General features: G+C 70.2%; 24 protein-coding genes and 1 other RNA gene. 17 read left to right on the top strand and 8 right to left on the bottom strand.

Annotation, left to right across the window (positions count from 1 at the left end):
• Positions 1 to 49: 49 nt before the first annotated feature.
• The 4 genes from HB662_RS14530 (at position 50) to ada (ending at position 4,723) form a co-directional block, all read left to right on the top strand.
• A complete protein-coding gene (locus HB662_RS14530) occupies positions 50 to 1,552 on the top strand; it encodes a calcium-binding protein (RefSeq protein ID WP_168050524.1) in 1,503 nt (500 codons plus the stop codon).
• An 83-nt stretch (positions 1,553 to 1,635) separates the two neighbouring features.
• Positions 1,636 to 2,967 carry a glycolate oxidase subunit GlcF gene (glcF, locus tag HB662_RS14525; protein ID WP_168050523.1) on the top strand — a complete coding sequence of 444 codons (1,332 nt, stop codon included), beginning with the start codon at positions 1,636 to 1,638 and terminating at the stop codon, positions 2,965 to 2,967.
• A 39-nt stretch (positions 2,968 to 3,006) separates the two neighbouring features.
• Entirely contained in the window at positions 3,007 to 3,582 is a 576-nt protein-coding gene (locus tag HB662_RS14520) for a tetratricopeptide repeat protein (protein WP_168050522.1), read from the top strand.
• A gap of 73 nt (positions 3,583 to 3,655) precedes the next feature.
• Entirely contained in the window at positions 3,656 to 4,723 is a 1,068-nt protein-coding gene (ada, locus tag HB662_RS14515) for a bifunctional DNA-binding transcriptional regulator/O6-methylguanine-DNA methyltransferase Ada (RefSeq protein WP_168050521.1), read from the top strand.
• 112 nt (positions 4,724 to 4,835) lie between these two features.
• Here the strand turns inward: ada and HB662_RS28790 are convergent, their stop codons facing one another.
• The gene (locus HB662_RS28790) at positions 4,836 to 5,384 is read right to left on the bottom strand and encodes a hypothetical protein (protein WP_209443291.1); all 549 of its coding nucleotides are present in this window, start codon (positions 5,382 to 5,384) and stop codon (positions 4,836 to 4,838) included.
• An 86-nt stretch (positions 5,385 to 5,470) separates the two neighbouring features.
• Positions 5,471 to 6,904, bottom strand: a complete 1,434-nt coding sequence (gene pyk, locus HB662_RS14505; protein ID WP_168050873.1) for a pyruvate kinase — start codon at positions 6,902 to 6,904, stop codon at positions 5,471 to 5,473.
• 463 nt (positions 6,905 to 7,367) lie between these two features.
• Between pyk and HB662_RS14500 the strand changes: the two genes are divergently transcribed.
• Together HB662_RS14500 and HB662_RS14495 are read left to right on the top strand one after the other, a co-directional pair.
• Positions 7,368 to 8,498 carry an OmpA family protein gene (locus HB662_RS14500; RefSeq protein ID WP_168050520.1) on the top strand — a complete coding sequence of 377 codons (1,131 nt, stop codon included), beginning with the start codon at positions 7,368 to 7,370 and terminating at the stop codon, positions 8,496 to 8,498.
• Positions 8,499 to 8,746: 248 nt separating this feature from the next.
• Positions 8,747 to 9,280: a hypothetical protein gene (locus tag HB662_RS14495; RefSeq protein WP_168050519.1), complete on the top strand. Its 534-nt coding sequence runs from the start codon at positions 8,747 to 8,749 to the stop codon at positions 9,278 to 9,280.
• A 371-nt stretch (positions 9,281 to 9,651) separates the two neighbouring features.
• On the opposite strand, the gene HB662_RS14490 is transcribed toward HB662_RS14495, so the two are convergent.
• Positions 9,652 to 10,947, bottom strand: a complete 1,296-nt coding sequence (locus HB662_RS14490) for a glycerate kinase type-2 family protein (RefSeq protein WP_168050518.1) — start codon at positions 10,945 to 10,947, stop codon at positions 9,652 to 9,654.
• 78 nt (positions 10,948 to 11,025) lie between these two features.
• Here HB662_RS14490 and HB662_RS14485 point away from each other — a divergent pair, with 78 nt between their 5' ends.
• The 4 genes from HB662_RS14485 to HB662_RS14470 all read left to right on the top strand — a co-directional run bounded on the left by HB662_RS14485 (position 11,026) and on the right by HB662_RS14470 (position 13,210).
• On the top strand, positions 11,026 to 11,331 hold the full coding sequence (locus tag HB662_RS14485) for a DUF1244 domain-containing protein (RefSeq protein WP_168050517.1): 306 nt from the start codon (positions 11,026 to 11,028) through the stop codon (positions 11,329 to 11,331).
• 209 nt (positions 11,332 to 11,540) lie between these two features.
• The gene (locus HB662_RS14480) at positions 11,541 to 11,843 is read left to right on the top strand and encodes a DUF2312 domain-containing protein (protein WP_209443290.1); all 303 of its coding nucleotides are present in this window, start codon (positions 11,541 to 11,543) and stop codon (positions 11,841 to 11,843) included.
• 30 nt (positions 11,844 to 11,873) lie between these two features.
• Positions 11,874 to 12,518 (top strand): flavin reductase family protein, encoded by a 645-nt coding sequence (locus HB662_RS14475; protein WP_168050516.1) that lies wholly within the window; start codon positions 11,874 to 11,876, stop codon positions 12,516 to 12,518.
• Positions 12,515 to 13,210 carry an SDR family oxidoreductase gene (locus HB662_RS14470; protein ID WP_168050515.1) on the top strand — a complete coding sequence of 232 codons (696 nt, stop codon included), beginning with the start codon at positions 12,515 to 12,517 and terminating at the stop codon, positions 13,208 to 13,210. Before HB662_RS14475 ends, HB662_RS14470 begins: the two co-directional genes overlap by 4 nt.
• Positions 13,211 to 13,218: 8 nt before the next feature.
• Here the strand turns inward: HB662_RS14470 and HB662_RS14465 are convergent, their stop codons facing one another.
• The 3 genes from HB662_RS14465 to HB662_RS14455 form a co-directional block, all read right to left on the bottom strand.
• Positions 13,219 to 13,842, bottom strand: coding sequence for a hypothetical protein (locus HB662_RS14465; protein ID WP_168050514.1), 624 nt, complete (start codon positions 13,840 to 13,842; stop codon positions 13,219 to 13,221).
• Between the two features lie 87 nt (positions 13,843 to 13,929).
• On the bottom strand, positions 13,930 to 15,633 hold the full coding sequence (locus HB662_RS14460; protein ID WP_168050513.1) for an AMP-dependent synthetase/ligase: 1,704 nt from the start codon (positions 15,631 to 15,633) through the stop codon (positions 13,930 to 13,932).
• A gap of 99 nt (positions 15,634 to 15,732) precedes the next feature.
• Entirely contained in the window at positions 15,733 to 17,799 is a 2,067-nt protein-coding gene (locus HB662_RS14455) for a methyl-accepting chemotaxis protein (RefSeq protein ID WP_168050512.1), read from the bottom strand.
• Between the two features lie 146 nt (positions 17,800 to 17,945).
• Here HB662_RS14455 and HB662_RS14450 point away from each other — a divergent pair, with 146 nt between their 5' ends.
• Positions 17,946 to 19,760 carry a M3 family oligoendopeptidase gene (locus tag HB662_RS14450; RefSeq protein ID WP_342449513.1) on the top strand — a complete coding sequence of 605 codons (1,815 nt, stop codon included), beginning with the start codon at positions 17,946 to 17,948 and terminating at the stop codon, positions 19,758 to 19,760.
• A gap of 4 nt (positions 19,761 to 19,764) precedes the next feature.
• Positions 19,765 to 21,138, top strand: a complete 1,374-nt coding sequence (locus tag HB662_RS14445; RefSeq protein ID WP_168050511.1) for an ABC1 kinase family protein — start codon at positions 19,765 to 19,767, stop codon at positions 21,136 to 21,138.
• A 171-nt stretch (positions 21,139 to 21,309) separates the two neighbouring features.
• Here the strand turns inward: HB662_RS14445 and HB662_RS14440 are convergent, their stop codons facing one another.
• Together HB662_RS14440 and HB662_RS14435 are read right to left on the bottom strand one after the other, a co-directional pair.
• Positions 21,310 to 22,221 (bottom strand): class I fructose-bisphosphate aldolase, encoded by a 912-nt coding sequence (locus HB662_RS14440; protein ID WP_168050510.1) that lies wholly within the window; start codon positions 22,219 to 22,221, stop codon positions 21,310 to 21,312.
• A 59-nt stretch (positions 22,222 to 22,280) separates the two neighbouring features.
• On the bottom strand, positions 22,281 to 22,712 hold the full coding sequence (locus HB662_RS14435) for a hypothetical protein (protein ID WP_168050509.1): 432 nt from the start codon (positions 22,710 to 22,712) through the stop codon (positions 22,281 to 22,283).
• A gap of 144 nt (positions 22,713 to 22,856) precedes the next feature.
• Between HB662_RS14435 and HB662_RS14430 the strand changes: the two genes are divergently transcribed.
• The 5 genes from HB662_RS14430 (at position 22,857) to HB662_RS14410 (ending at position 25,272) form a co-directional block, all read left to right on the top strand.
• Positions 22,857 to 23,102, top strand: coding sequence for a hypothetical protein (locus HB662_RS14430; protein WP_168050508.1), 246 nt, complete (start codon positions 22,857 to 22,859; stop codon positions 23,100 to 23,102).
• A gap of 1 nt (position 23,103) precedes the next feature.
• On the top strand, positions 23,104 to 23,433 hold the full coding sequence (locus HB662_RS14425; RefSeq protein ID WP_168050507.1) for a cell division protein ZapA: 330 nt from the start codon (positions 23,104 to 23,106) through the stop codon (positions 23,431 to 23,433).
• Positions 23,434 to 23,442: 9 nt separating this feature from the next.
• Positions 23,443 to 23,600: non-coding RNA, 6S RNA (ssrS, locus tag HB662_RS14420), on the top strand.
• 272 nt (positions 23,601 to 23,872) lie between these two features.
• Positions 23,873 to 24,454: a 5-formyltetrahydrofolate cyclo-ligase gene (locus tag HB662_RS14415; protein WP_171970250.1), complete on the top strand. Its 582-nt coding sequence runs from the start codon at positions 23,873 to 23,875 to the stop codon at positions 24,452 to 24,454.
• Entirely contained in the window at positions 24,451 to 25,272 is an 822-nt protein-coding gene (locus tag HB662_RS14410) for a TIGR00282 family metallophosphoesterase (RefSeq protein ID WP_168050506.1), read from the top strand. The genes HB662_RS14415 and HB662_RS14410 overlap by 4 nt, the downstream gene beginning before the upstream one ends.
• The last annotated feature ends 2 nt before the right edge of the window (positions 25,273 to 25,274 follow it).

Here is a 25,274-nt window from a genome sequence, read left to right as displayed (position 1 = left end):
AGCGCCGGCAGGGACGGCGCATCCTCGCCGTCCCGCCGGGAAGCCCAGAATGAGCCATTCGCACCACGAGCCCGACCCCAACCACGGCGACAGCCCCGCACTGCCGCCGGTCATCTTCCAGACCACGCTGCGCGCCGACCAGAATGGCGACACGCTGGTCGCCCTCGACCTCGGCCGGGTCGATTTCTCCGCCCTGAACGGGTCCGGCGTCAGCGGCTTCGCCGAGGTCGCGCGCCTGGGCAACCGCCTGACGGTCCATCTGCATGCGGATGGGCTGGAGCCGAACCAGGTCCATATCCAGCACATCCATGGCCGCCTCTCGCCGACGGGCATGCCGCAGGAGAGCAACACGCCCTCCCTCGGCCTGGATACCGATGGCGATGGCTTCGTCGAACTGGCCGAGGGTCTGCCGGCCTATGGCCCGATCCTGATGAACCTGACCAACCCGCCCGGCGCCGGGCTGGACGGCTTCCCGACCGCACCGGAGGGCAGCATCCGCTACTACGAAACCTTCGACATCGCCGCCGGCCAGGGCCTCGCCGAGGGCATCGTGGCGGAACAGCTTTTCCCGCTGGAGCTGCGCGAATTCGTCATCCACGGCCTGACGGTGGATGGCAGCGCCGGCGCCGGCACGGGCGGCGAGATCGATGGCACGGCCGGCTACAAGCTGGTGCTGCCCGTGGCCTCCGGCGAGATCGAGGCGGTGGGCTCCCGCCTGATCGGCGGCGCCAGCGGCGACCGCATCCTCGGCAATCGCGGCGATGACAGCGTGCGCGGCGGTGGTGGCGACGACACCATCGTCAGCGGCGCCGGCGACGACCAGGTGCAGGGCAATGCTGGCAACGACGCGATCCGCGGCGAGGCCGGCGCCGACCGCCTGCTGGGCAATGAGGGCAATGACACCATCACCGGCGGCACCGGCATCGACGTGCTGATCGGCGGCGCGGGCAATGACGTGCTGGCCGGCGATTCCGGCAACGTCACCGGCCGCGGCGACCTCTCCGCCGATGTGCTGAATGGTGGGGGCGGCGACGATACGCTGCTGATCGGGGAGGGGCTGGACGTGGTGACCGGCGGGTCCGGCGCGGATCGCTTCGTCTTCCGCTTCGCCGACCCGCAGACCCAGCTTGCCGCGGGCACCGGGGCGGCCTTCGCCAGCATCACGGATTTCAGCGCGGCCGACGACACGCTGATCTTCGATGCGGCGGGTCTGCGCAGCGACGCCGCCGGCGCGAACTTCATCAATGGCGGCGGCGCGCAGGGCGGCCGGGTCTCCAGCTTCTACAGCGGCGACGCGGCGGGCTCGAACGGGCAGGGCGTGATGGTGCTGACCGATACCGCCTTCGCCTCCGGCGCGCTCGCGGTGCAGGCGGCGCAGGGGGAACAGGCGGGCGACATGATCGTCTATTTCAACAGCACGGTGAATGTCGCGAGCCTGCTGGTGGTCTCCGCCCCCGATACGGCGGTCTCCATCGCGCGCTTCACGGACATCACGGACCTCGGCGGGCTGCAGGCCGCCGGGCTCTCGGCCAGCGACTTCGTCTTCGGCTGATCGCTGCCTGAATGGGCCGGCCCGGGGTGCTTCCCGGGCCGGTGCCAGCACCCTATGTCTCAACCCAGGGACAGGGGATCGCGATGCAGACCAGCTTCACCGAGGCGCAGCTCCGGGACCCGGATACGGCAGAGAGCAACCGCATCCTCCGCACCTGCGTCCATTGCGGCTTCTGCACCGCCACCTGCCCGACCTTCCTGCTGCTGGGCGATGAGCTGGATAGCCCGCGCGGCCGCATCTACCTCATCAAGGACATGCTGGAGAATGACCGGCCGGCGACCGAGGAAGTGGTCCGCCATGTCGATCGCTGCCTGTCCTGCCTGTCCTGCATGACCACCTGCCCCTCCGGCGTGAACTACATGCACCTGGTGGATCATGCCCGCCGGCATATCGAGGAAACCTACCAGCGCCCGCCCGCCGAACGCGCCCTGCGCCGGCTGCTTTCCGCCCTGCTGCCCTATCCCGGCCGCTTCCGCCTGGCGCTGCTCGGCGCCTCCCTCGGCCGGCACTTTTCGCGATTTGTGCCGGGGCGGTCGATGGCGGCGCAAAGGCTGCGGGCCATGCTGAAGCTGGCCCCGGCCCATGTGCCGGGGCCGAGCGCGATGGACCGGCCGGGCGTGTTCCGCGCGGAAGGGCCGCGCCGGGGGCGGGTGGCGCTGCTGACCGGCTGCGCCCAGCGCGTGCTGGCACCCTCCATCAACGACGCCACCATCCGGTTGCTGACGCGGATGGGCCTCGATGTGGTGGTGCGGCGGGACCAGGGCTGCTGCGGCGCGCTGGACCATCATATGGGCCACCACGACCCGGCGATGCGCCTGGCTCGCGCCAATATCGCGGCCTGGATGGCGGAGCTGGAGGGGGAGGGGCTGGATGCGGTGGTGGTCAATGCCTCCGGCTGCGGCACCACGGTGAAGGATTACGGCTTCATGTTCCGCACGGAACCCGAGGCCGCGGCCGCCGCCCAAATCTCCGCCCTGACGATGGACATCTCGGAACTGCTGCAGAAATTCGACTACGCGCCGAGCCGGGAAAAGCCCGGCCTGACCGTCGCCTACCACGCCGCCTGTTCGCTGCAGCACGGCCAGAAGATCACCGCCGCCCCGAAGGACCTGCTGAAGCGCGCCGGCTTCGAGGTGAAGGAACCGGCGGAGGGGCATATCTGCTGCGGCAGCGCCGGCACCTACAACCTGATGCAGCCGGAAATCGCCGGGCAGCTGCGCGACCGCAAGCTGGCCAATCTGGACCGCACCAAGGCGGACCTGATCGCGGCCGGTAATATCGGCTGCCTGACCCAGCTTTCCGGCGGCACCATGCCCACCATCCATACGGTGGAACTGCTGGACTGGATGGCGGGCGGGCCGGAGCCGGCGGCGATCGCGCCGATCCGGGCCGCGGCCGCCCGGCCGGGCGGATAGGCCTTGCGCCCGGGCGGCGGGATGCCGGAGGCTGCGCGCATGATCCTGCGCCTGTTGCTACCGCTGCTCATCATCGCCGCCCTTCCGGCGCCCGGTTTTGCCCAGGCGCCGCGCCAGACTGCCGCGGAGCGGCGCCAGGCCGAACTGGACCGGCTGTTCGAGGCGCTGAAGACCGCCCCCGACCAGGCCGGCGGGCAGATCGTGGAATCGCGCATCCGCGCGCTGTGGGGCCAGGAGGTCTCGCCGGCCGCAGCCCTGCTGCTGCGCCGGGGCCAGCGCAACCTGCAGGCGCAGGAAACGGCGGAGGCTCTGGAGGATTTCGACGCCGCCATCCTGCTGGAGCCGGAAGCCGCCGAGGCCTGGGCACTGCGCGCCCGCGCCAATGCCCTGCTCGGCGACCGCGTGGCCGCCGCCCGCGACCTGCAGGCGGCGCTGCGCCTGGAGCCGCGCCATTTCGGCGCGCTGCTGCAATTCTCCGCCTTGCAGGAGGAGGCTGGCGATCTGCGCGGTGCGCTGCGGAGCCTGGACGCCGCGCTGGCGCTGCACCCGCAACTGCCGGGCGGCGCGATGCGGCGCCGCGACCTGGTGCGGCGCGCGGAGGGGGAGGCGCTTTAGGCGGGCGCAATCCGCGGATGGCGCGGCTGGCCGCCAGGGCCGATCTTCCGCCTGACGTTGAGAGACCAGACCGATGCCCGAAGCCCCCATGCCGATCGACGATCTCCGCTGGCAGGCGGTGCTGGACCGCGAGGCGCAACCCGATTGCGGCGATTTCCGCCTGGGCGTGACAACCCAGGGCATCTACTGCCGCCCGGGCTGCCCGGCCCGCACGCCGCTGCGCCGCAATGTCCGCTTCTTCCCCGATGCAGCCAGCGCGGAGGCCGCCGGTTTCCGCGCCTGCAAGCGCTGCGACCCGAAGGGCGAGCGCGCCCGGATGCAGGCCGAGGGCGTGGCCGCCGCCTGCGCGCTGATTGAGGCGGCCGAGGCCATCCCGAGCCTGGAGGTGCTGGCCGCCCGCGCCGGCTATGCCCGGCACCATTTCCTGCGCCTGTTCCGCGACATCACCGGCGTGACGCCGCGCAGCTATGCGGAAGGCGTGCGCGCCCGCCGGCTGCAGGCCGCGCTCGCCGCCGGGGACCGGGTGGCGGAGGCGGTGGCGGGTGCCGGATTCGGCAGCGAAAGCCGGGTGTATGAGGATACGGCGCGGCATCTCGGCATGACGCCCGGCGCGGCGCGGCGCGGCGGGGCAGGGGAGGTGATCCGCATCGCCCATGCCGACAGCGCGATGGGGCCGCTGCTGGTCGGCGCGACGGAAGCTGGCATCTGCTTCATCGGCTTCGCCGAGCCACCGGCGGCGCTGGAGGGTGATCTGCGCGCCCGCTTCCCCAAGGCCCGCATCGAGCCGGCACCGGAGGAACTGGCGGGGCAGGTGCGCCAGGTTGCCGCCTTTCTGGCCGAGCCGAATGCCGCGCTCGCCTTGCCGCTGGATCTGCGCGGCACCGCCTTCCAGCGCCGGGTGTGGGAGGCGCTGACGCGCATTCCGCTCGGCGAGACCCGCACCTATTCCGGTCTGGCCGCCGAAATGGGCATGCCCGCGGCGACGCGGGCGGTGGCGCGGGCCTGCGCCCGCAACCCGGTGTCCCTGGCGGTGCCCTGCCACCGGGTGGTCGGCGCCAGCGGCGACCTGACCGGCTATCGCTGGGGCGTGCCGCGCAAGGCGGCGCTGCTGGCCGGCGAGAAGCGGGCGCGGGGCCGGTAGCCGCGGCCCGGGGCGTTTTCAATGCCTTGCGGCGTCGCAAGGCGCTTCAGGAAAGGCCTGGAAACAACCAGCCGGATCTGTTTCGCCGTCTTCGCTTGCGGCGAAACGGGGCCTATTGCGGCCCCGGGGCCGCCGGGGCGGCGTCGGGCGAAGCCGGAGCGGGCGCAGCGGGGGCCGGAGCCGGGGCTGGCGCCGGGGCTGCCGGGGCCGGTGGCGCTGCGGGCGGAACCACGGCTGGCGGCGCCGCGGGGGCGGGCGCGGCCGCTTCCGGCGCCTGGCCCGTGGCGGCCGGTGCCTCCCGCGGCACCAGGCGTTCCCGCGCATTGGCCGGCGCGCCTATGATGGTCCACTCGCCGTCCATGCTGCCATCGGCGTTCAGCGTATAGATGCCGATGCCCGGCCGCTGCGTCAGCCCATAGGCCACGGCCACGGTGCGACCGGAGGCGAAGCCCACGCCCTCCACCGTCTGGTTGCCGATGCGCCAGCGAATCGCGAAGGAAGCCAGCCCCACCGTCCTGATCTGCGCCAGCCCGGTATAGGCGGTGCCGTCGAGGTTGGTGCCGGTCACGTCATACAGGCCGGCCTGCTGCGCCTGCGCCGGCGCCGCGCAGGGAAGTGCCGCCAGCAGGGGCAGGGCGAAGGCGAGGCGGCGGAAGGTCATCGGGGCTGCTCCGTGGATCGGCCCACCGAACGCGCGGCGGCCAGGCGCACCAAAGGCGCGACGCGGCATGAGGTCAACCGCGCCGGCTATTTCACGATGGCGACGCGTAGCGCATTGGTGGTGCCCGGCGTGCCGAAGGGCACCCCGGCGGTGACCACCACCTCGTCGCCCGACTTGGCGAAGCCTTCCTGGCTGGCGGCCCGGATCGCCTTCGCGACCATGTCCGTCATCGAATGCAGCTCCACCGACATCATCGGGTGCACGCCCCACACCACCGCCATGCGGCGCGCCGTCTGCAGGCTCGCCGTCAGGCCGATGATCGGGCAGCTCGGCCGCTCGCGCGCCACCCGCAGCATGGTGGAGCCGGTGGAGGTGAAAGTGGCGATCGCCTCGGCATCGATCGTCTGCGCCACCTGGCGGGCGGCGGCGGCGATGGCGCTGGCGGAGTTGCGTTCCGGCGCCGGGCGGTTGGCATCGGTCAGCCGGCGCCAATCCGGATCTTCCTCCACCCGCGCGATGATGCGGTCCATGATGTTCACCGCCTCGAACGGGAATTGCCCGGCGGCGGTCTCGGCCGAGAGCATTACGCAGTCGGCGCCGTCGAACACCGCCGTCGCCACGTCCTGCGCCTCGGCCCGGGTGGGGGAGGGGGCCGTGATCATGCTTTCCAGCATCTGCGTCGCGACCACCACCGGCTTGCCGAGCAGGCGGGCGGCGCGGACGATCTGCTTCTGGATCAGCGGCACTTCCTCCGGCGGGCATTCCACGCCGAGGTCGCCGCGCGCCACCATGACGCAATCGGCCTCCGCCAGGATCGCGTCGAGGTTCTCGACCGCCTGGGGCTTCTCCATCTTCACCATGATCCAGGCGCGGCCGGCGGCGATGGCTTTGGCCTCCACCACATCCTCCGCCCGCTGCACGAAGGACAGGCCGATATATTCCACGCCCTGTTCAAGAACGAAGTCGAGGTCGGCACGGTCCTTTTCGGTCAGCGCCGGAATCGGCAGCACCACATCGGGCACGTTGACGCCCTTGCGGTCCGAAAGCGGGCCGCCGACCACCACCTGGGTTTCCAGGTGATCCTCCCGCTTATGGGTCACTCGCAGGCGCAGCTTGCCGTCATCCAGCAGCAGCGTGGTGCCGATGCCGGCGGCGGCGATGATCTCGGGGTGCGGCAACTGCACGCGGCGGACATCGCCCGGCGTCGGCGACAGGTCGAGCCGGAAGTTCTGGCCGGTCTGCAACTGCACCCGGCCGGCCTGGAACTTGCCGACGCGGAGTTTCGGGCCCTGGACGTCCGCCAGGATGCCGATCGGGCGGCCGACCTTCTCCTCCAGCGCCCGGATCGTCGCGATCCGCGCGGCGTGGTCCTCATGCGTGCCGTGGCTGAAGTTCAGCCGGAACACGTCCGCGCCGGCGCGGAACAGCCGCTCGATCACCTCGGCGGAGGAGGAGGCCGGGCCGAGGGTCGCGATGATCTTGGTGCGGCGGCGGCGGCGCAGCGGGGGACGGCTGGGCATGGGGCGGGCTGATCCTTCGCGGCGGGGCGCTTCCGGCGGTTCGGTGACGTCCGGCCGCACCGCGGTGGGCGGCACGCCGAGCGCGCGGGCGACTTCGGCCACCCGGTCATCCGGCACGCGGCGCCACTGGGACACGGCGGCGGTGGAGATGCCGAGGGCGGTGGCGATACGGGTGACGGCGCCGCGCTGGGTCAGCAGGGCTTCGAGGGTGGGGTCGCGCATGCGGCTAAGTTAGGCACAATAAGCCCGGAGTACCAGATGGGGAATGTTGCTTAATTTTATTAAGCAATTTTGACGCCGCAGCGCTCCGTTCGCCCCACTGCGCTATTCTTGCCACACTGTCCCCGTGAATTTTTTCGCTGTGCCACCTTTTCCAGGGAACTCGCGTTGAACCGCGCAGGACGCTGCTGCCGGACCCTCCACCCCCGGCGCGGAATGGCTCGTCCAGCCAGGAGAATTGGTTATGAATTTCCGGAATGCGCTGCTCGCGACCACCATGCTGCTGCTGCCGCTCGGCGCCGCCCAGGCCCAGCAGGTCAACGGCATCTACATCGGTGCCGGCGCGGGCGTGAACTGGCTGCAGGACGCGAACATCAACGCGACCGGCACGCTGGCCGATACGCTGCGTGCGCGCGGCAACACCACCGGCGGCGACGTGTCCTTCGACATGGGCTGGGTCGGCGTCGTCAGCCTGGGCTATGGCTTCGGCAACGGCCTCCGCGCCGAGATCGAGGGCAGCTACCGCGAGAACGAGGTCGACACCATCAGCGGCTTCCGCGGCGCCGGGCCGGTCCGCGCTTCGGGCACCGCCCGCAGCTACGGCGTGATGGCGAACGCCCTGTATGACTTCGACATCGGCGCCAATTTCGGCGGCGTGTCCTTCCTGCCGTATGTCGGCGTCGGCGCCGGCTACATCTGGCGCGAGTTCGACGATGTGCGCGCGAACGTGCTGGGCGGCGCGGTGCGCAGCGACGGTACGGATGGCCGCTTCGCCTACCAGGCGATCGTCGGCGCCGCGATGCCGCTGACCCAGTGGGCCCCGGGCCTGGCGCTGACCGCCGAGTACCGCTTCCTCGGCACGCTGGAGCATGACATCGACACCAACAGCGGCGGCGGTGCCTTCACCGTGGCGCGCACCGGCACCAAGTCCGAGAACTACAACCACTCGATCCTGATCGGCCTGCGCTACGCCTTCGGCCAGACCACCCCGGCCCCGGTCGTCGCCCCGGCCCCCGCGCCGATGCCCGCCGCCGCCCCGGCGCCGGCCCGTACCTACCTGGTGTTCTTCGACTTCGACCGCGCCGACCTGACGGACCGCGCCCGCCAGATCATCGGCGAGGCGGCCCAGAACTCCACCAGCCAGGGCGTGACGCGCATCGAGGTCTCCGGCCACGCCGACCGTTCCGGCACGCCGCAGTACAACCAGCGCCTGTCCGAGCGCCGCGCCGGCGCCGTGGCCTCCGAGCTGGAGCGCCGTGGCATCCAGCGCAGCAACATCAGCGTCCAGGCCTTCGGCGAGAGCCGCCCGCTGGTCCCGACCGCCGACGGTGTGCGCGAGCCGCAGAACCGCCGCGTGGAAATCGTCCTGCGCTGAGCAGGGCTGCCACAGGCAAGACGGGCCGGGGGAGCGATCCCCCGGCCTTTTGTTGTCCGGTGGTTGGGACCGCTAGGCTTACGGCCCGGCTGACCCTGGCGCGAGGCTCCGCGTATCCTCGCGGCGTGGCTTAATGGCATCTGCGGCGGCGGTTATTTACGCGGCTGGCCCGCCAAAGCGCCAGCCGCAGATTGGGAGTGGTCAACGCATATTGCGCTTAATACAAAATAAAGAGATGTTATCGGTAGGTGTCGATCGGCCTTCGCACCGAGCCAGCCGAGGAGCTTACAAAGCTGATGGAAAAAATTGATATTGGCAATCTAGTAGATTTACAGAGTTTTTTTGCTGCCATGGGTAGCTGTTTTGGAAAAGACGACAAGATCATGCTTGCCGCTGAGCAAGCCGCAATGATCCGACGAAAGGCCGAGAGTTATTTGCTTGTTTTGGATGCATTAGACCTGCACGTTTCTGTTCGAGCAATGCGTAAAATCTTGACATGTCTTGATGGCGCTGTAGTTAACTCCGGCAGATTGTTGTTGTTTGGACAGAACAGAGATGATCTGGAAGGCGCCCTCTCGTCTGTCGCAAACATTGTCGGGAACGAGATGCGCGCCAAGCTGTTCCTGGCGCTTTCAGCCTCTAAGCGGCCTATTTTGACCAGCCCGTGCCGCTTTTTGGCGTACTTGTGCAGCAAAAATTTCCGTCACTCGGTGGTGAAATATCAGAGGCTGGAAAGTGCTTCGCTTTGGAGCGCTCCACGGCAAGTGCCTTCCACTCGATAAGGTGTTTGGAGGTGGGTCTCCGCGCCATCTCCAGGTGTCTGAGGGTGCCAGATCCGACCAAGGGGAGCGAACGGAACTGGGGGAGCGCCCTGCGGGCTGTGAACGCAGCTATTGCTGACCGGTGGCCCTCCAGCACGACTCGTATGACTGGCGACGGAAAATTCTTCGAAGAAATATACGGAGCATTGGCCGCAATGCAGAACCCTTATCGCAATGCAACCATGCACTTTGATCAGAATTACACATCGGAAGAGGCACTTCATATAATGGAGGTTGTTAAAGGCCTGATGGTGCGCGTGTCCAGACGAATGGACGAGGACGGCTTGCCATTGGCCTAGAACGACTACTCTCGAATCGGTTGATTGGTCGCTTTACGCCACCAGCACGGCCCGCAGATCGTTCACATTGGTCAGCGTCGGCCCGGTCACCAGCAGGTCGTCCAGCGCCTGGAACAGGCTGTAGCTGTCATGCCGCCCCAGCACCGCGCGCGGGTCCAGCCCGGCGGCACGGGCGCGGGCCAGGGTGTCCGGCGCGCAGATGGCGCCGGCATTGTCCTCCGACCCGTCGATGCCGTCCGTATCGCCCATCAGCGCCCAGATCCCCGGCGCGCCGGCCAGCGCCACGGCGCAGCCCAGCAGCGATTCGCCGTTGCGCCCGCCCCGGCCCCGATCCGGGCCGCCGACTTCCGGGCCGATGGTCACCGTGGTCTCCCCGCCGGACAGCAGCAGGCACGGGCCGGGCAGGGGGTGGCCATGGGCGCGGGCGGACAGCGCGATGCCGGCCAGCACCTTGCCGACCTCCCGCGCCTCGCCTTCCAGCGCATCGCCCAGGATCAGGGGCGTGAGGCCCAGCGCGCGGGCCTTGGCGGCGGCGGCTTCCAGCGCCAGGCGGGGGGTGGCGATGAAGCGGTAGTCCACCTCGCCCAGCCGCGGGTCGCCGGGCTTCGGCGTTTCCTCCGCAGCCTGGGCCAGATGCGCGACCACCGCCGCGGGCAGGTCCATCCGGTAATGCGCCACCAGGGCGCGGGCCTGTTCGAAGCTGCTCGGGTCCGGGACGGTGGGGCCGGAGGCGATGGCGGCCGGGTCATCCCCCGGCACGTCGGAGATCGCCAGCGTCACCACCCGCGCCGGCGCGGCCGCCAGCGCCAGCCGGCCGCCGGAAAAAGCGGAAAGGTGCCGGCGGATGCAGTTCATCTCGTTGATCGTGGCGCCGGAGGCGAGCAGCGCGCGGTTCACCGCCATCAGGTCGTCCAGCGTCAGCCCCGGCGCCGGCAGGGTGGTCAGCGCCGATCCGCCGCCGGAGACCAGGAACAGCACGAGGTCCGCTTCCGTCAGCCCGCCCACCGCCTGCAGCAACCGCTCCGCTGCCGCCGCGCCGGCGGCATCCGGCACGGGGTGGGAGGCTTCCAGCACCTCGATCCGGCTTGTCGGATGGCCGTGGCCATAGCGGGTGACGACGAGGCCGGTGAGCGCCTGGTCGGGCCAGGCCGCCTCCACCGCCGCGGCCATCACCGCGGCCGATTTCCCGGCGCCCACCACCACCACGCGGCCGCCAGCAGGCGGGTCCGGCAGGTGGCGGGCCAGGACGATTCGCGGATCGGCGCTGGCCACCGCCGCGGCAAAGACATCCTTCAGCGCCGCGCGGGCCGCGGCATCGGTCCAGGCCATCTCGGTCTCCCTCATCCCGCCAGTATGGCGAAGCGGCGCCGGATGGACCATCTACCGGGCGGTTGCAGGAGAACCCCGATGCCTGAGATCGACGCCGCCACCCAGACCGAGCTCGAAGCCGCCGCCTTCCGCCGCCTGGTGCAGCATCTGCGCGAGCGCAGCGACGTGCAGAACATCGACATGATGAACCTGGCCGGATTCTGCCGGAACTGCCTGTCCCGCTGGTACCGCGAGGAAGCCGCGACCAAGGGCATCACCATCACGGACCCCGAGGCGCGGGAGACGATCTACGGCATGCCGTACAAGGAATGGCAGGCGCTGCACCAGAAGGAGGCGACGGCGGAGCAGAAGGAGAAGTTCGCTGCGGCCAATCCCGGGCACTGAGACGAGTAAGGTCGGTGAGGGAAGCATTCCCTCCCCGAACCCCTCCCTTGTCTTTCGGGACGTTTTATTTTGCGCCCGACCCAAGGTCCCAAAAATAGATGAGGGGCTCGGGGAGAATACTTTCTCCCCGACCTTCCTTTCTTCCGGTTTGCGCCACCCCCGCCCCAGGGCTATACGCCGCGCCTCAAACGTGTGCCCGGAGGCCTTCGATGAGTGATTTCGACGCGCAGGAGGCCCAGGCCAGCCGCGACCGCCAGGAGAAGGACCCGGATCCCGAGGTCGGCGGCATTGCCGTAGACCGGCTGCGGTCCATCATCGAACGGGTGGAGCGCCTGGAGGAGGAGCGCAAGGCGCTCGCCGGCGATATCAAGGACATCTTCTCCGAGGCGAAGTCGGCTGGCTTCGACGTCAAGGTGATCAAGCAGATCATCTCGCTGCGGAAGAAGGAGCCGGCCGAGGTGGAGGAGCAGGAGACGCTGCTCGACCTTTACCGCCGCGCGCTGGGCATGTAGCCGAGGCCATCCAGGGAAAGGGCGACCGCGATGTTCTACGAACCGAAGCACGGCAAGCGGGGCCACGGTCTGCCCTACGACCCGTTGAAGGCCATCATCGCGCCGCGCCCGATCGGCTGGATTTCCAGCGTGGACGGGCAGGGGCGGCCGAACCTGGCGCCCTACAGCTTCTTCAACCTGGTGAAGGGTTCGCCGCCCATCGTGGTGTTCGGCAGCGAGGGGCTGAAGCACTCCGCCGCCAACGCCTTCGAGACGCGGGAATTCGTCTTCAACCTGGTCACCCGCCCGCTGTTCGACGCGATGAACGTGTCCTCCGCCGCGCTCGAGGCCGGGGAGAATGAATTCGCGGCCGCCGGGCTGACCATGGCGGAATGCCGCTTCGTCAAGGCGCCGCGCGTCGCCGAAAGCCCGGCGTCCTTCGAATGCAAGGTGCTGCAGGCGATGGAGCTGAACGATCTGGACGGCAACCCGACCGACGGCTTCATGGTGCTCGGCCAGGTCGTCGGCATCCATATCGATGAGCGCTACATCATCAATGGCCGCTTCGATGCGGTGGCCGCGCAATCCATCGCCCGCTGCGGCTACCGCGACTATGCCCAGGTGACGGAGATGTTCGAGGCGCTGCGCCCGACCGATGGCGGCGCCTTCACGCCGACCACCAGCGACCGCACGTGAAGACCGCCATCGTCACGGCTGCCGGCCGCGGCATCGGCGCGGCGGTGGCGCGGCGGCTTTCGGCGGATGGTTTCCGGGTTGCCGTGATGTCGCCATCCGGCAATGCCGAGAAGCTGGCGGCGGAACTGCCCGATGCGCTCGGCGTCACCGGATCCGTCACCGAGCCGGCCGATCTGGCGCGGCTGGTGGACGGCGCGCTGCAGAAGTTCGGGCGGATCGACGTGCTGGTGAACAATGCCGGGCACCCGCCCAAGGCGCCGCTGTTCGACCTGACGGACTCGCAGTGGCATGCCGGCTTCGACATGGTGATGCTCTCCGCCATCCGTGCGCTGCGGCTGGTGCTGCCGGGGATGAAGGCGCAGGGCGGCGGGGCGGTGGTGAACCTGTCCTCCTACGCGGCGCTGGAGCCGGAATCGGATTTCCCGGCCACCACGCTGCGCGCTGCGCTTGGCGCCTGGACCAAGCTGGCGGCGGATGAGCTGGCGCCGGCCGGCATCCGCGTGAACGCCGTGCTGCCCGGCTTCGTGGACAGCCTGCCGGAGAAGGAGGCCCGCCGTGCCCGCATCCCGCTCGGCCGCTACGCGAAGGCGGAGGAGATCGCGGCGGCGGTGGCCTGGCTGGTCTCGGACCAGGCTTCCTACGTCACGGGCCAGAGCCTGCGCGTCGATGGCGGGCTGACGCGGCACGTCTGAAGGACGCTTCAGCGGCGGCGGATGATCCAGCCGCTGAACACCCCGGCATTGTTGCGATAGGACAGCGCGCCGTCGCCGGTGACCTTGGTCACCACCACCTGGCCGTCACCGGGGTCGTTGACCAGCACGAAGACGCTCTGCCCCGGCTGCACCACGTCGTCCACCACCACGAAATGCGCGCCGCCCGCCAGCCAGGCGACATGCGCGATGCAGGGCTGGCCGGGACCGACGGCGCGGCGCAGCGCGGCGACAACGCCGTTCTGGCCGACATTGACGCATTCCCAGCGGCCGAGGCCGATGCGCTCCAGCACTTCGGGGTGGCGCATGCCGTCGGAATAGGTGGTGCCGTCATAGACCGTGCCGACCACCTGGCCGTAGATCCGGTAGATCTCCTGCTCCGACTTCACCGCCCAGCCGACGGCAGCCTTGGCCAGCCCCGCGCCGACCAGCCCGCCGCCGGGAAGGCCGGAGGCGGCGATCCGGCTGCCGGCCGAAGCGCCCTGCGCCATCAGGCCCTTCTTGATCTTGAAGTTGATCACCAGCACGCAGGCGATGCCGCAGGAATTCACCTGATCCTGCTTCTTGACCATGTGCACGGTGGCAAACCGCGTGAAGTCCACATGCCAGGACATTGAGCCCGCTCCCCTTTCAATCGAGGGCGGAATCCTCCCATGCGGAACATCCTTGCCGATTGCGCAATGTTTCGCAGGCGGCGAGCCTCAACCCCGCTTCGCCAGCCCCTCCACCGCCGCCGCATGGCGTTCCAGCACCAGCCGGCGCTTCACCTTCATCGTCGGCGTCAGCAGGCCGTTCTCCACGGTGAAGGGATCCACCACCGTGCTGCCGCGGATCCGCTCGATGTTGGAGAGCTTGCCGTTCACCCGGGCGATGGCGGCCTGGACCTTGTCGGCCGCACCATCCGCCGGCACCACCAGGGCGACGATGGCGGGGCGGCCCTCACCAGCGACAACCGCCTGGGCGATCTCGGGCTCGGCCATCAGCAGGCCCTCCAGCTTCGCCGGGCTGACCATGTCGCCGCCGAGGGTCTTGATGAAGTCCCGCTTGCGATCGGTGATGCGGATGTAGCCATCCACGATCTCCGCCACATCGCCGGTATGCAGCCAGCCATCCACCAGGGCGCGGGATGTGCTCTCGGCGTCGTTCCAGTAGCCATCCATCACCAGTTCGCCGCGCACGCACAACTCGCCATCCTCGGCGATGCGCGCCTCCACGCCGGGCAGGGGGGGGCCGACGGTGCTGCGGCGGTTTTCCCAGGGCGGGTTCACGCTGATCACCGGGCCGGCCTCGGTCTGCCCATAGCCCTGGATCACCGGCAGGCCGAAGGCCAGGAAGAAGCCGGACAGGTCCGGGTCCAGCCGCGCCCCACCGGAGACCAGCGCCAGCAGCTTGCCGCCGAAGCGGTCGCGGATCTTGGCGCCGACCAGCCGGTCCAGCAGCGCATGCTGGGCGCGCTCGAACAGATTGAGGCGCGGCCCGTCCAACCGCTTCAGGCCGAGGGCGAGGGCCCGGCGGAACAGCTTCTCCTTGAAGCCGCCATCCTTCTCCACCTGCGCCTCGATGCGCCCGCGCAGCACCTCGAACAGCCTGGGCACGGCGGTAATGACGGTGGGCCGCACTTCCTTCAGCTCCGCCGCCAGCCGGTCCGCGCCGCGCGAATACACCACCTCCAGCCCCAACGAGGGCAGCAGGAAGCCGCCCACCGTATGTTCGTAGCTGTGCGACAGCGGCAGGAAGGACAGATAGGGCGTGCCGTCCAGTTGCAGCCTGGTCGCGATGCGCGCCACGCCCTCGCGGTTCGCCAGCATGGCGCGGTGCGGCAGCATCACGCCCTTGGGCAGCCCGCCGGTGCCGCTGGTATAGACCAGGCAGGCGAGGCGCCCGGGCGGAATCTGCTCCACCTCTGCCGCCAGCAGGTCCAGGTCGGCCGGGGTCGCCAGCGCCGCGGACCAGTCGAGGCAGCCGGGCGCGCCATCCTCCATGCAGACCAGCCGCTCCAGCGCCACGCCGGCCTGTGCCGCCGCCTGGGCCACGCGTTCCGCCAGCTTGGCGGTGGAGACAACGGCGAAGCTGGCGCCGCTGTCGCGCAGGATATGCGCGTGGTCGGACACGGTGTTGGTGGTGTAGGTCGGCACCGTCACCGCGCCGATCGCCATGATGGCGGTATCGGCAATGGGAAATTCCGGCCGGTTCTCGGAGACCAGCAGCACCCGGTCGCCCGGCGCCACGCCCTGGCTCCGCAGGAAGGCGGCGATGGCGGCAACGCGGCGGCCGAACTCGCCCCAGCTCATGCGCTGCCAGCCGCCCTGCCAATGCCGCAGCATCGGCCTTTCGCGCCAGCCCCCGGCGAGGTCCAGCATCATGTGCGGCAGGCTGGTCCAGACCCGCTCCTCGGCGCTTGGCATTCCCAAAGGCTCTCCCGCTGCTTTCCGGGCATGATGCCATGCCGGGCCCAGCCGGGCCAATTCGGCGCACCAATGCGGGGACCGGCTGGGATGCGGGCGTCAGGCGGCGCGCAGCTCCACCATGAAGCGGGACACCTCGGCCCGCAGCTTTTCCGCCTGGCGGGACAATTCGCTGGAGGCGGCGCGCACCTCGCCCGCCGCATGGCCGGTGCGCTCGGCATCTGCATTCACGCCGTTCGCGTGGTCCGCGGCGGCAGCGGTGCCGCGGGCCGCTTCGGAGACGGCCTGGTTGATCGCCTGCGTCGCTTCCGCCTGCTGGCCGGCGGTTTCCGCCACCTGGCTCGTCGCCTCGCCCACCGCGGCGATGATGCGGGAAATATCGGCGATGGCGGTCACGGTGCGGTGTGTCTCGGCCTGCATGGCGGTGATCTGGCCGCTGATCTCGTCGGTCGCCTTGGCGGTCTGCGCGGCCAGGGCCTTCACCTCGCCGGCCACCACGGCGAAGCCCTTGCCGGCCTCGCCGGCGCGGGCGGCCTCGATGGTGGCGTTCAGGGCGAGCAGGTTGGTCTGGCCGGCGATGGCGGTGATCATCTGCACCACCGCGCCGATCCGGTCCGCCGCATCCGAAAGGCCACGCACGGTGCGGTCCGCCTCCTGCGCCGCGCCGGTGGCGGCACGCGCCTGGTCGGCGCCGTGGCGGATCTGCTGCGTCACCGCGTTGAAGGAAGCGGCGAGCTCCTCCGCCGCGCCGGCCACCGTCTCGACGCTGCCATTGGCGCGGGAGGCGGCATCGGCCACCGCCGCGGCATGCGCGCTGCCATCGGCGGCGATGCCGGCCATGCTGTGCGCCGTGGCATCCAACTCGGTGGAGGCGGCGGCGACGGCCTCCAGCATGTTGCCGGCCTGGTCCTCGAACTGCCGCAGAAGCGCATCCACCCGTTCCGCCCGCGCCAGGCGTTGCGCCTGGTCGCGCGCCCGGGCCTCGGTTTCCGCGACGCGCTCCAGCGACCCGGCGCGCAGGGTTTCCACCGCCGTCGCCATCTCGCCCAGCTCATCGGTGCGGCCACGGCCGGGCACTGTCAGCTGCAGCTCGCCGGCGGCGATGCGGCCGACGCTGGCGGTCAGCGCGCGGATCGGGCTGACCAGGCGGCGCAGCAGCAGCATGGCGCCACCCAGGGCTGCTGCGAAGCACAGTCCGGCCAGGCCGAGCGCCAGGGCGAGGCCGGTGCGTGCCTCCGCGATGCTGTCGGCCGCGCTGGTGGCGGCGGCATCCAGCGCGGCGTCGCGCAGCGCCAGGATCTCGGCCTGGGCCGGGCGGGACCAGGTGCGGAAATCCGCGAAGCTGGTGGTCCAGGCGGTATCCGGCGCGGTCAGGCGCTGGCGGGCGGTCTCGACCAGCTTGCGCCAATGCGGCTCGTTCTGCCGCACGAAGGTCTCCGCCTGGCGGGCCAGGGCGGGCTGCAGCGCGGCGGCGGCGGTGCTGGCGGCCAGCATCCGCTGCACGGAGGTCCAGGCCTGCGCCACGCCCGCGGTCAGCGCCTCCGCCCCCTGCACCGCCGGCGGCGTCACCGCCGTGCCGGCGAGCCAGGCAGAGATCTGCGCGTTGCGGCGGCCGGCCTGGTCGCGCATGTCCATGACGGTGGAGGACGCCTCGATCAGCAGCGCCAGTTCCGGCGCGGTGCGGGCCACATCGCGCGCCGCCACGGCGGAAACGCCGAGCAGCGTGGCCACCGCCGCGTTGCGCGCCGCGGTGCCGGTGGCGGGCAGGCCGGCGTCGCGGCGATCCGGCGGCAGCGCCAGCGCCTGGTCCACCCGGCTGCGGAAGCTGGCCAGCTGTTCCGCCACCCGGCGCACCGATGCCGCATCCTGCCCTGCGGCCGCGGCGCTGGTGGCGCTGGCCTCCAGCAGCCGGACCGTCGCCGCCGCATCGCCGGCCACCTGGGCGCGGTCCGGGTTGGCCTGGCGCAGCACGCTGCTGTAGCCACCGATTTCCACCGCCACGGCGCTGACGGCCCGCTGCGCGTCGCTCGCCGCCCGCAAGGCCGAGACCGCCTGGTTGGTGCGCCCGAGATCCCGCGCCGCGCCTGCCGCAAGCCAGAGCGAAGCGGCAAGCCCGGGAATTGCGACCAGCAGGAAGCCGAGGATGAACATGGTGCGGATGCGCATGGCGTGATCCTTGGTGGCCGGGGCGGGGGCGCTCGGGACGTCGTGTTCCCGCCAGGGTAGCGGGCGAAAGTTGCCAAACCCGAACCGGAGCTCCTATTCGGCCACCGCCCGTTGGCCTCGCGCCGGACCGGGCTATATGCAGGGGCGTGACCCAGAACCCCGCCCCCAAATCCGCCTCCGATCCGGCCCCGGCCGCCACCAGCCAGGCCCTGCCGGCCTGGGACCTGTCCGACCTCTACGCCGCGCCCGATGATCCGCGCCTCGCCGCCGATCTCGACCGGGCGGAGGCGGAGGCGAAGGCCTTCCACGCCGCCAGTGCCGGCCGCCTGGCGCAGGCCTCCGGCGACAACCTGGCCCGCGCCATCGCGACCTATGAACGGATCGAGGAAATTCTCGGCCGGGCCATGTCCTACGCCCAGCTGGTTTTCTCGGGCGATGCGCAGGCAGCAGAGAATGGCCGCTTCTACCAGACCGTCCAGGAACGGGTGACGGCGATCAGCAGCCACGTGCTGTTCCTGACGCTGGAGATCAACCGGCTGGAGGATGCGGCGCTGGAGGCGAAGCTGCGGCAATCTGCCGCGCTGGAACGCTGGCGCCCCTGGCTGCGCGACCTGCGCGTGTTCCGCCCGCACCAGCTTTCGGACGATCTGGAAAAGCTGCTGCACGAGAAGGAGGTCACCGGCCGCTCCGCCTGGAACCGCCTGTTCGATGAAACCGTCGCCGGGATGCGGGTGAAGGTGGGCGGGGAGGAACTGACCGTCTCCGGCGCGCTGAACAATCTTTCCTCGAATGACCGCACGATGCGCGCCGCGGCGGCCAAGGGCGTGTCGGAGGCCTTCGGCGAAAGGGTGCGGCTGTTCTCGCTGATCACCAACACCCTGGCCAAGGACAAGGAGATCATCGACGGCTGGCGCCACTACAAGCGCCCCACCTCCGCTCGCAACCGCGCCAACATGGTGGAGGATGAGGTGGTGGACGCGCTGGTCTCCGCCGTCTGGACCAGCCTGCCGCGGCTGTCGCACCGCTACTACGCGATGAAGGCGAAGTGGCTGGGGCTGGAGAAGCTGCAGCACTGGGACCGCAACGCGCCGCTGCCGGACGATACCGACAGCACCATCCCCTGGCCCGATGCCGTGACCCGCGTGCGGGCCGCCTATGGCGCCTTCAGCCCGGAGCTGGAGCGCATCGCGGCGCCGTTCTTCGAGAAGCCGTGGATCGATGCCGCGCTGCGCCCGGGTAAGGCCAGTGGCGCCTTCGCCCACCCGACCGTGCCATCCGCCCACCCGTACCTGCTGCTGAACTACCACGGCCGCGCACGGGATGTGATGACGCTGGCGCATGAGCTGGGCCATGGCGTGCACCAGGTGCTGGCGGCGCAGCAGGGCTACCTGATGTCCTCCACCCCGCTGACCCTGGCCGAGACCGCCAGCGTGTTCGGCGAGATGCTCACCTTCCGCGCGGTGCTGGACGCCGAGACCGACCCGAAGAAGCGGCGCATGCTGCTGGCCGGCAAGGTGGAGGACATGCTGAACACCGTCGTCCGCCAGATCGCCTTCTATCGCTTCGAGACGCTGCTGCATGACGAGCGCCGCAAGGGCGAACTCTCGCATGAGCGGATCGGCGAGATCTGGATGCAGATCCAGACCGAGAGCCTGGGTCCGGCCTTCGACTTCACGCCGGATTACAGCGTCTACTGGGCCTATATCCCGCATTTCGTGCACACGCCGTTCTATGTCTACGCCTATGCCTTCGGGGATTGCCTGGTGAATGCGCTGTACGGCGTGTTCCGCGACGGGCACCCGCGGTTCCAGGAGAAGTACCTGGAGATGCTGCGCGCCGGCGGCACAAAGCGGCACCAGGAACTGCTGGCGCCCTTCGGCCTCGATGCCTCCGACCCCGCCTTCTGGAACAAGGGGCTGGACGTGATTTCCGGGTTTATCGACGAGTTGGAGGCTGCCTGAGCCGATGCCCGATGACCGCAAGGAATCCACTCTGTTCGGCGAGATGCGGCGCATGGTCCGCACCTCCGGCGCCGTCGGCGGCATCGCCGCGCGCGTGGCGGGGCAGCGCTTCCTCGGCATCAAGACCGACAAGGCGGCGCATGCGGAGGATCTGAAGCAGATCCTCGGCGGGCTGAAGGGCCCGCTGATGAAGGTGGCGCAGTTCCTCTCCACGGTGCCGGATGCGCTGCCGGAGGAATACGCGCAAGAACTGGCGACGCTGCAATCCAACGCACCGCCGATGGGCTGGGCCTTCGTGCGTCGCCGCATGCAGGGCGAACTCGGCCCCGCCTGGCAATCCCGCTTCACCAGCTTCACCCAGGAAGCGGTGGCCGCCGCCAGCCTGGGCCAGGTGCATCGCGGCACGCTGCCGGATGGGCGGGATGTGGCGTGCAAGCTGCAATACCCGGACATGCCGAGCATCGTCGAAGCGGATCTGCGCCAGTTGAAGGTGGCGCTGAACCTGTACCGCCGCATGGACAGCACGCTGGACAATGCGGAGGCCTACCAGGAGCTGTCCGCCCGGCTGCGTGAGGAGTTGGACTACGAGCGCGAGGCCAGCCACATGCGGCTGTATGGCGCGATGCTCGCCAACACGCCGGGCGTCACGGTGCCGGTCGCGGTGCCGGAACTGACGACCAAGCGCCTGCTGACCATGTCCTGGCTGGAAGGCCGCCCCATCCTGCGCCGGCTGGAGGAAGACCCGCCGGAGGAGGAGCGCAACGCCTATGCCCGCGCGCTGTTCCGCGCCTGGTACGTGCCGTTCTACCGCTACGGCGTGATCCACGGCGACCCGCATCTGGGCAACTACCAGGTGCGCGAGGATGCCGAGGTCGGCCACGGCGTGAACCTGCTCGATTTCGGCGTGATCCGCATCTTCCCCGCCAGCTTCGTCACCGGCGTGGTGATGCTGTACGAGGCGGTGCGCGACGATGACCGGGAAAAGGCGGCGCATGCCTACGGCGTCTGGGGTTTCCGCAACCTGTCGAAGGAGACGATGGAGGTCCTGAACCTCTGGGCGCGCTTCCTGTACGAGCCGCTGGTCGAGGACAAGGTTCGATCGATCACGCCCTCCGACGACCCGAGCTACGGCCGCAAGATCGCCCAGACGGTGCATGAGGGGCTGAAGCGGACCGGCGGCGTGAAGATCCCGCGCGAATTCCCGTTGATGGACCGCGCCGCGATCGGGCTCGGCAGCGTGTTCTTCCGCCTGAAGGCGCAGGCCAATTGGCACCGGCTGTTCATGGAACTGGTGCACGACCATTCGGAGGAAGCGGTGGCGCAGCGCCAGCGCGATGCCGTGGCCGCCGCCGGTGTGCCGCCCAGCCTGGTCGGCTGAAGCCCTCTCCCCCTGATGGGGTGAGGGGGCGGCCTCATCAGGCGGACCGGTCGCTTGACCGGTCCGGGCGCCCGGATGGGCGCCGCCGCCAATGCGGCGAAGCCAAGCGGCGCGGATGCGCCGCGCCGGCGTGTGAGGGGCCCTTTCGCGCTTTGCGAAAGGGCCGTCCCATCAATGCTTGTAGACGTTGATGATCGCGGCCAGCAGCGCCAGCGCGTCTTCCTTGGAACGCTGGAAGGCGTTGCGGCCCATGATGGAGCCGTTGCCACCCGCGGCATGGATGGCGCGGACTTCCTCCAGGATCGCCTCCGTGCCCTTGGCCTCGCCACCCGAGAACACCACCAGGCGACGGCCGCCGAAGCAGGCATTCACGATGTGCTTGAAGCGCGCGACCGAATCATCCGCGACCGGGCTGGTCTGGTAGGTCTTCTTCGCCGCATCCAGGCTGATGGCGGAGGTCGGCGGCTTCACCTTGATGATGTGCGCGCCGATCAGGGCGGCCATGTGCGCGGCATAGGCGCAGATGTCGAGCGCCGTCTCACCCACCTTGTCCAGCATCGGGCCGCGCGGATAGCTCCACACCACCACGGCGAGGCCGACGGACTTGGCTTCCTCGGCCAGCTCGCGCAGCTCCTCGATCATCTCGAACTGGTATTCGGAGCCGGGGTAGATGGTGAAGCCGATGGCCGAGCAGCCCAGCCGCAGCGCATCGCCGACGCTGGCGGTGATGCCCTGGTCCTTGGTGGTGGACAGGCTGTTGCTGCTGTTCATCTTCAGGATGGTCGGGATGGCGCTCGCATAGGTGGCGGCACCGGCCTCGATCATGCCGAGCGGCGCGGCATAGGCGTTCAGCCCGGCCTCGAGCGCCAGCTCGAACAGGTAGCGCGGGTCATAGGCGGCGGGGTTCGGCGCGAAGGACCGGGCGGGACCATGCTCGAAGCCCTGGTCGACCGGCAGGATCACCATGCGGCCCGTGCCGCCCAGCTTGCCGGCCATCAGGATGCGGGCGAGGTTCGCCTTGGTCCCGGGGTTGTCGCTCTCATACCAGGACAGGATTTCCTGGACCTTGGGCGTCAGGCGCATCGTGATCTTGTCCTTCTCGGATTGCCGGTCTCGGAGTATTGGCGGCGGTAAGGGCGCGTTTACCGCAGGGGCGGCGCGGTGTCATGCCGTCCCGCCAGCCAATCCGCCAGACGCGAACGGCCGGCGGGGCGCCGCAGGTCGATCACATCCAGCTCCAGCGCCTCCGGCCGCGCCGGCAACAGGGTCGCGCCCAGCTCCGCCGCGGCGCCCGCCACGGCGGCGAAGGCGGGGCAGGTGGCATCCAGCACCAGCAGCCGGCAACCGGCGCGAAGCGCCGCCAGCGCGTCGCCCGCCGCATCCCCGCAGCACAGCGCATCCGGCCAGCCTGGCGCCTGCGCCGCCAGCGCCCGCCAGGCGCCGGGGCCGAGGAAGCCCGCCGCGCCGGGTGCCGAAAGCAGCAGCGCACCCCCCGCCGGCACCCATTCCATCACCGTCCGCAACGTCCCGACTGATCGGATCGTGATGGCCGGCGGCAGCGACGTTAACCGCATCGCGACGCCTCCGTGCCGAACCCTGCTCACCGTTGACCCGCCGCGCCGTGCATGCAAAGCGTTGCAGCATGCCGGAACCGGTGGCGACAAGGCGCGTGTGGCGCACTCGCTGCGGCTGGGCTGCCAAACGGTTGGGGGTTTCGGGTGTCAGGCACGCAGACGGGGGACCAGACGCGGAACCAGGCGGGGGACCCGACCAGCCGCGCGCTGGCGCGGTTGGAGGAGGCGGTCGAGCGCCTCGCCGAGGCCGCGGCGCAGCCCCGGCAGGTGGCAGCGTCCGGTGAAGGTATGTCGGGTGAAGGCGTGCCCCGCGCCGCCGTGGCCGCCATCGCGGACCGGCTGGACGAGACGATTGCGCGGCTGCGCGCGGCGCTCGGAGAGGATCAGTAGAATGGGTCAGGTCACGGTCCGCGTCGGCGGCTACAGCCACCCGGTGTCCTGCGAGGACGGGCAGGAGGCGCATCTCGTCTCGCTCGCCTCCGAGGTGGACAAGCGGGTCAATTCCATCAAGGCGATGGGCGGGCAGTTCGGCGAAAGCCGCCTGCTGCTGCTCGGCGCCCTGCTGCTGGCGGATGAGGTGCATGACCTGAAGGTGGCCCTGTCCCAGGCCCGCGCCGGCCAGAACATGGCAGCCCCCCAGCCGGACCCGAAGCTGGCGGAACGCCTGGCGCGCATCGCCGACCGCATCGAGGGCATTGCCCAGACCCTCGACCGACCCTAGATGGGTGGGGCGGGGCTGCCAGGTTGGTGCAGGCACATGAACCCCCGGGGCCAATAAGCATCCTCCGGGGGCTGGCGCTGCTCAGGTCTTGGCCTGGGTACCTGGTTCCCACCTGCACAAGCAGGTCTCAGGAGGGTTTTAACGCCCACGGCCATGGTGGCTCCGCACTCTTTCCAACCTCAGGCGCCGGGCGCGTCGGGGCAGCGCCCCGACCCGCGTGGTTGGCTTTCGCGCCCTGCACCTTCGCGCCCTGCACCGCTGTGCCGGTGATGCTGATGGTCTCGGCACGGGCCGCACGCGCGGCCTCGGCGCGCCGGGCGCGCCGCAGGTTGCTCCCGCTCCAGCGCAGTGACGCACGCCGCACTGCTTCTCCCCCTCCCCCGAAGGTGGGGGAGGGTCGGGGTGGGGGGGGCTTGGCTGGTGGCGCGCTTTGCTCCCCATGATGCTCTGCCCCGAACTCCTCGCCGGCCTCAAGGCCGAGGCCCGCAAGGCCGCGCTCGCCCGCCGCGCATCCTGCGACCCGGCACTCGGCACCGCGCTCACCGCGCAGGTCCTGCGCAATGCCCCGCCGCCGCCCGGCGCCGTCGTCGCCGGCTTCTGGCCGATGGGCGCCGAGATCGACATCCGCCCGCTGCTCCTCGCCCTGCACGAGAAGGGCCATCGCATCGCCCTGCCGGTCACGCCGAAGCGCGGCCAGCCGCTGCATTTCCGCCAATGGCAACCCGGCGACACGCTGGCCCGCGGCCCGCTCGGCACCAGCCAGCCCGGGCGGGATGCGGCGGCGCTGACGCCGGACTGGCTGCTGGTGCCGCTGCTGGCCTTCGACCGGGCTGGCCATCGCCTGGGCTATGGCGGCGGCTATTACGACCGCACGCTGTCCAGCCTGCCTGGCGCCTACGCCCTGGGCGTCGCCTATGCGGCCCAGGAGGTTGACGAAGTGCCCGTGGGGGTGGACGACGCGCCCCTGGCCGCCATCGCGACGGAGCGTGGCGTGATCTTCTGCGGAGCCGCGAAAGTTTGAGAATCCTGTTCCTCGGCGACCTCGTCGGCCGCTCCGGCCGCGATGCCGCCGGCGCTGCCATTCCCGTGCTGCGCGATCGCCTGTCGCTCGACCTGGTCGTGGTGAATGCGGAAAACGCCAGCCACGGCTTCGGCCTGGCGCCGGAGATGGCGCGCGCGCTGTTCACCGCCGGCGCGGATGTGCTGACGCTGGGCAACCATGCCTGGGACCGCAAGGAGATCTTCTCCTACATCGAGACCGAGCCACGGCTGATCCGCCCGCTGAACTACCCGCCGGGCACGCCGGGCAAGGGCAGCTTTGTGGCGGTGCTGGGCGATGGCCGGCGCGCGCTGGTGGTGCAGGCCATGGGCCGGCTGTTCATGGATGCGCTGGACGACCCGTTCCGCGGCGTGCAGGCCGCCATCGCATCGCACCGCATGGGCACGGGCGGCACCGTCCAGGCCATCCTGGTCGATTTCCACGCCGAGGCGTCCTCGGAGAAGCTGGCCATGGGCCACAGCTTCGACGGCAAGGTTTCCCTGGTGGTGGGCACCCACACCCACACGCCTTCTGCCGATCACCAGATCCTGGTGGGTGGCACCGGCTACATGACCGATGCCGGCATGTGCGGCGACTATGACAGCGTCATCGGCATGCAGAAGGGCGGCGCCGCGCTGCGCTTCTGGAAGAAGGTGCCGGGCGAGAAGCTGGCCCCGGCCGAGGGTGAGGCGACCGTCTGCGGCGTGTTCCTGGAAACCGACGATGCGACTGGCCTCGCCACCCGCATCGAGCCGGTGCGGATGGGCGGCCGGCTCAGCCAGGTGATGCCCTCACGCTGAAG

The organism is Falsiroseomonas frigidaquae (genome assembly GCF_012163145.1).
In the GTDB taxonomy this organism is placed as follows: Bacteria; Pseudomonadota; Alphaproteobacteria; order Acetobacterales; family Acetobacteraceae; genus Falsiroseomonas; species Falsiroseomonas frigidaquae.
This window is presented reverse-complemented; position numbering and strand designations above follow the sequence as displayed.

Bases quoted from the DNA above. Each gene is read 5' to 3' on its own strand.
- HB662_RS14460 (WP_168050513.1), bottom strand. From the start codon at position 15,633: ATGCCAAGCGCCGAGGAGCGGGTCTGGACCAGCCTGCCGCACATGATG.
- HB662_RS14440 (WP_168050510.1), bottom strand. From the start codon at position 22,221: ATGCGCCTGACGCCCAAGGTCCAGGAAATCCTGTCCTGGTATGAGAGC.
- HB662_RS28790 (WP_209443291.1), bottom strand. From the start codon at position 5,384: ATGACCTTCCGCCGCCTCGCCTTCGCCCTGCCCCTGCTGGCGGCACTT.
- pyk (WP_168050873.1), bottom strand. From the start codon at position 6,904: ATGCCCAGCCGTCCCCCGCTGCGCCGCCGCCGCCGCACCAAGATCATC.
- HB662_RS14445 (WP_168050511.1), top strand. From the start codon at position 19,765: ATGCCCGATGACCGCAAGGAATCCACTCTGTTCGGCGAGATGCGGCGC.
- glcF (WP_168050523.1), top strand. From the start codon at position 1,636: ATGCAGACCAGCTTCACCGAGGCGCAGCTCCGGGACCCGGATACGGCA.
- HB662_RS14475 (WP_168050516.1), top strand. From the start codon at position 11,874: ATGTTCTACGAACCGAAGCACGGCAAGCGGGGCCACGGTCTGCCCTAC.
- HB662_RS14425 (WP_168050507.1), top strand. From the start codon at position 23,104: ATGGGTCAGGTCACGGTCCGCGTCGGCGGCTACAGCCACCCGGTGTCC.
- HB662_RS14485 (WP_168050517.1), top strand. From the start codon at position 11,026: ATGCCTGAGATCGACGCCGCCACCCAGACCGAGCTCGAAGCCGCCGCC.
- HB662_RS14520 (WP_168050522.1), top strand. From the start codon at position 3,007: ATGATCCTGCGCCTGTTGCTACCGCTGCTCATCATCGCCGCCCTTCCG.
- HB662_RS14490 (WP_168050518.1), bottom strand. From the start codon at position 10,947: ATGGCCTGGACCGATGCCGCGGCCCGCGCGGCGCTGAAGGATGTCTTT.
- HB662_RS14415 (WP_171970250.1), top strand. From the start codon at position 23,873: ATGATGCTCTGCCCCGAACTCCTCGCCGGCCTCAAGGCCGAGGCCCGC.
- HB662_RS14435 (WP_168050509.1), bottom strand. From the start codon at position 22,712: ATGCGGTTAACGTCGCTGCCGCCGGCCATCACGATCCGATCAGTCGGG.
- HB662_RS14530 (WP_168050524.1), top strand. From the start codon at position 50: ATGAGCCATTCGCACCACGAGCCCGACCCCAACCACGGCGACAGCCCC.
- HB662_RS14480 (WP_209443290.1), top strand. From the start codon at position 11,541: ATGAGTGATTTCGACGCGCAGGAGGCCCAGGCCAGCCGCGACCGCCAG.
- ada (WP_168050521.1), top strand. From the start codon at position 3,656: ATGCCCGAAGCCCCCATGCCGATCGACGATCTCCGCTGGCAGGCGGTG.
- HB662_RS14465 (WP_168050514.1), bottom strand. From the start codon at position 13,842: ATGTCCTGGCATGTGGACTTCACGCGGTTTGCCACCGTGCACATGGTC.
- HB662_RS14455 (WP_168050512.1), bottom strand. From the start codon at position 17,799: ATGCGCATCCGCACCATGTTCATCCTCGGCTTCCTGCTGGTCGCAATT.
- HB662_RS14500 (WP_168050520.1), top strand. From the start codon at position 7,368: ATGAATTTCCGGAATGCGCTGCTCGCGACCACCATGCTGCTGCTGCCG.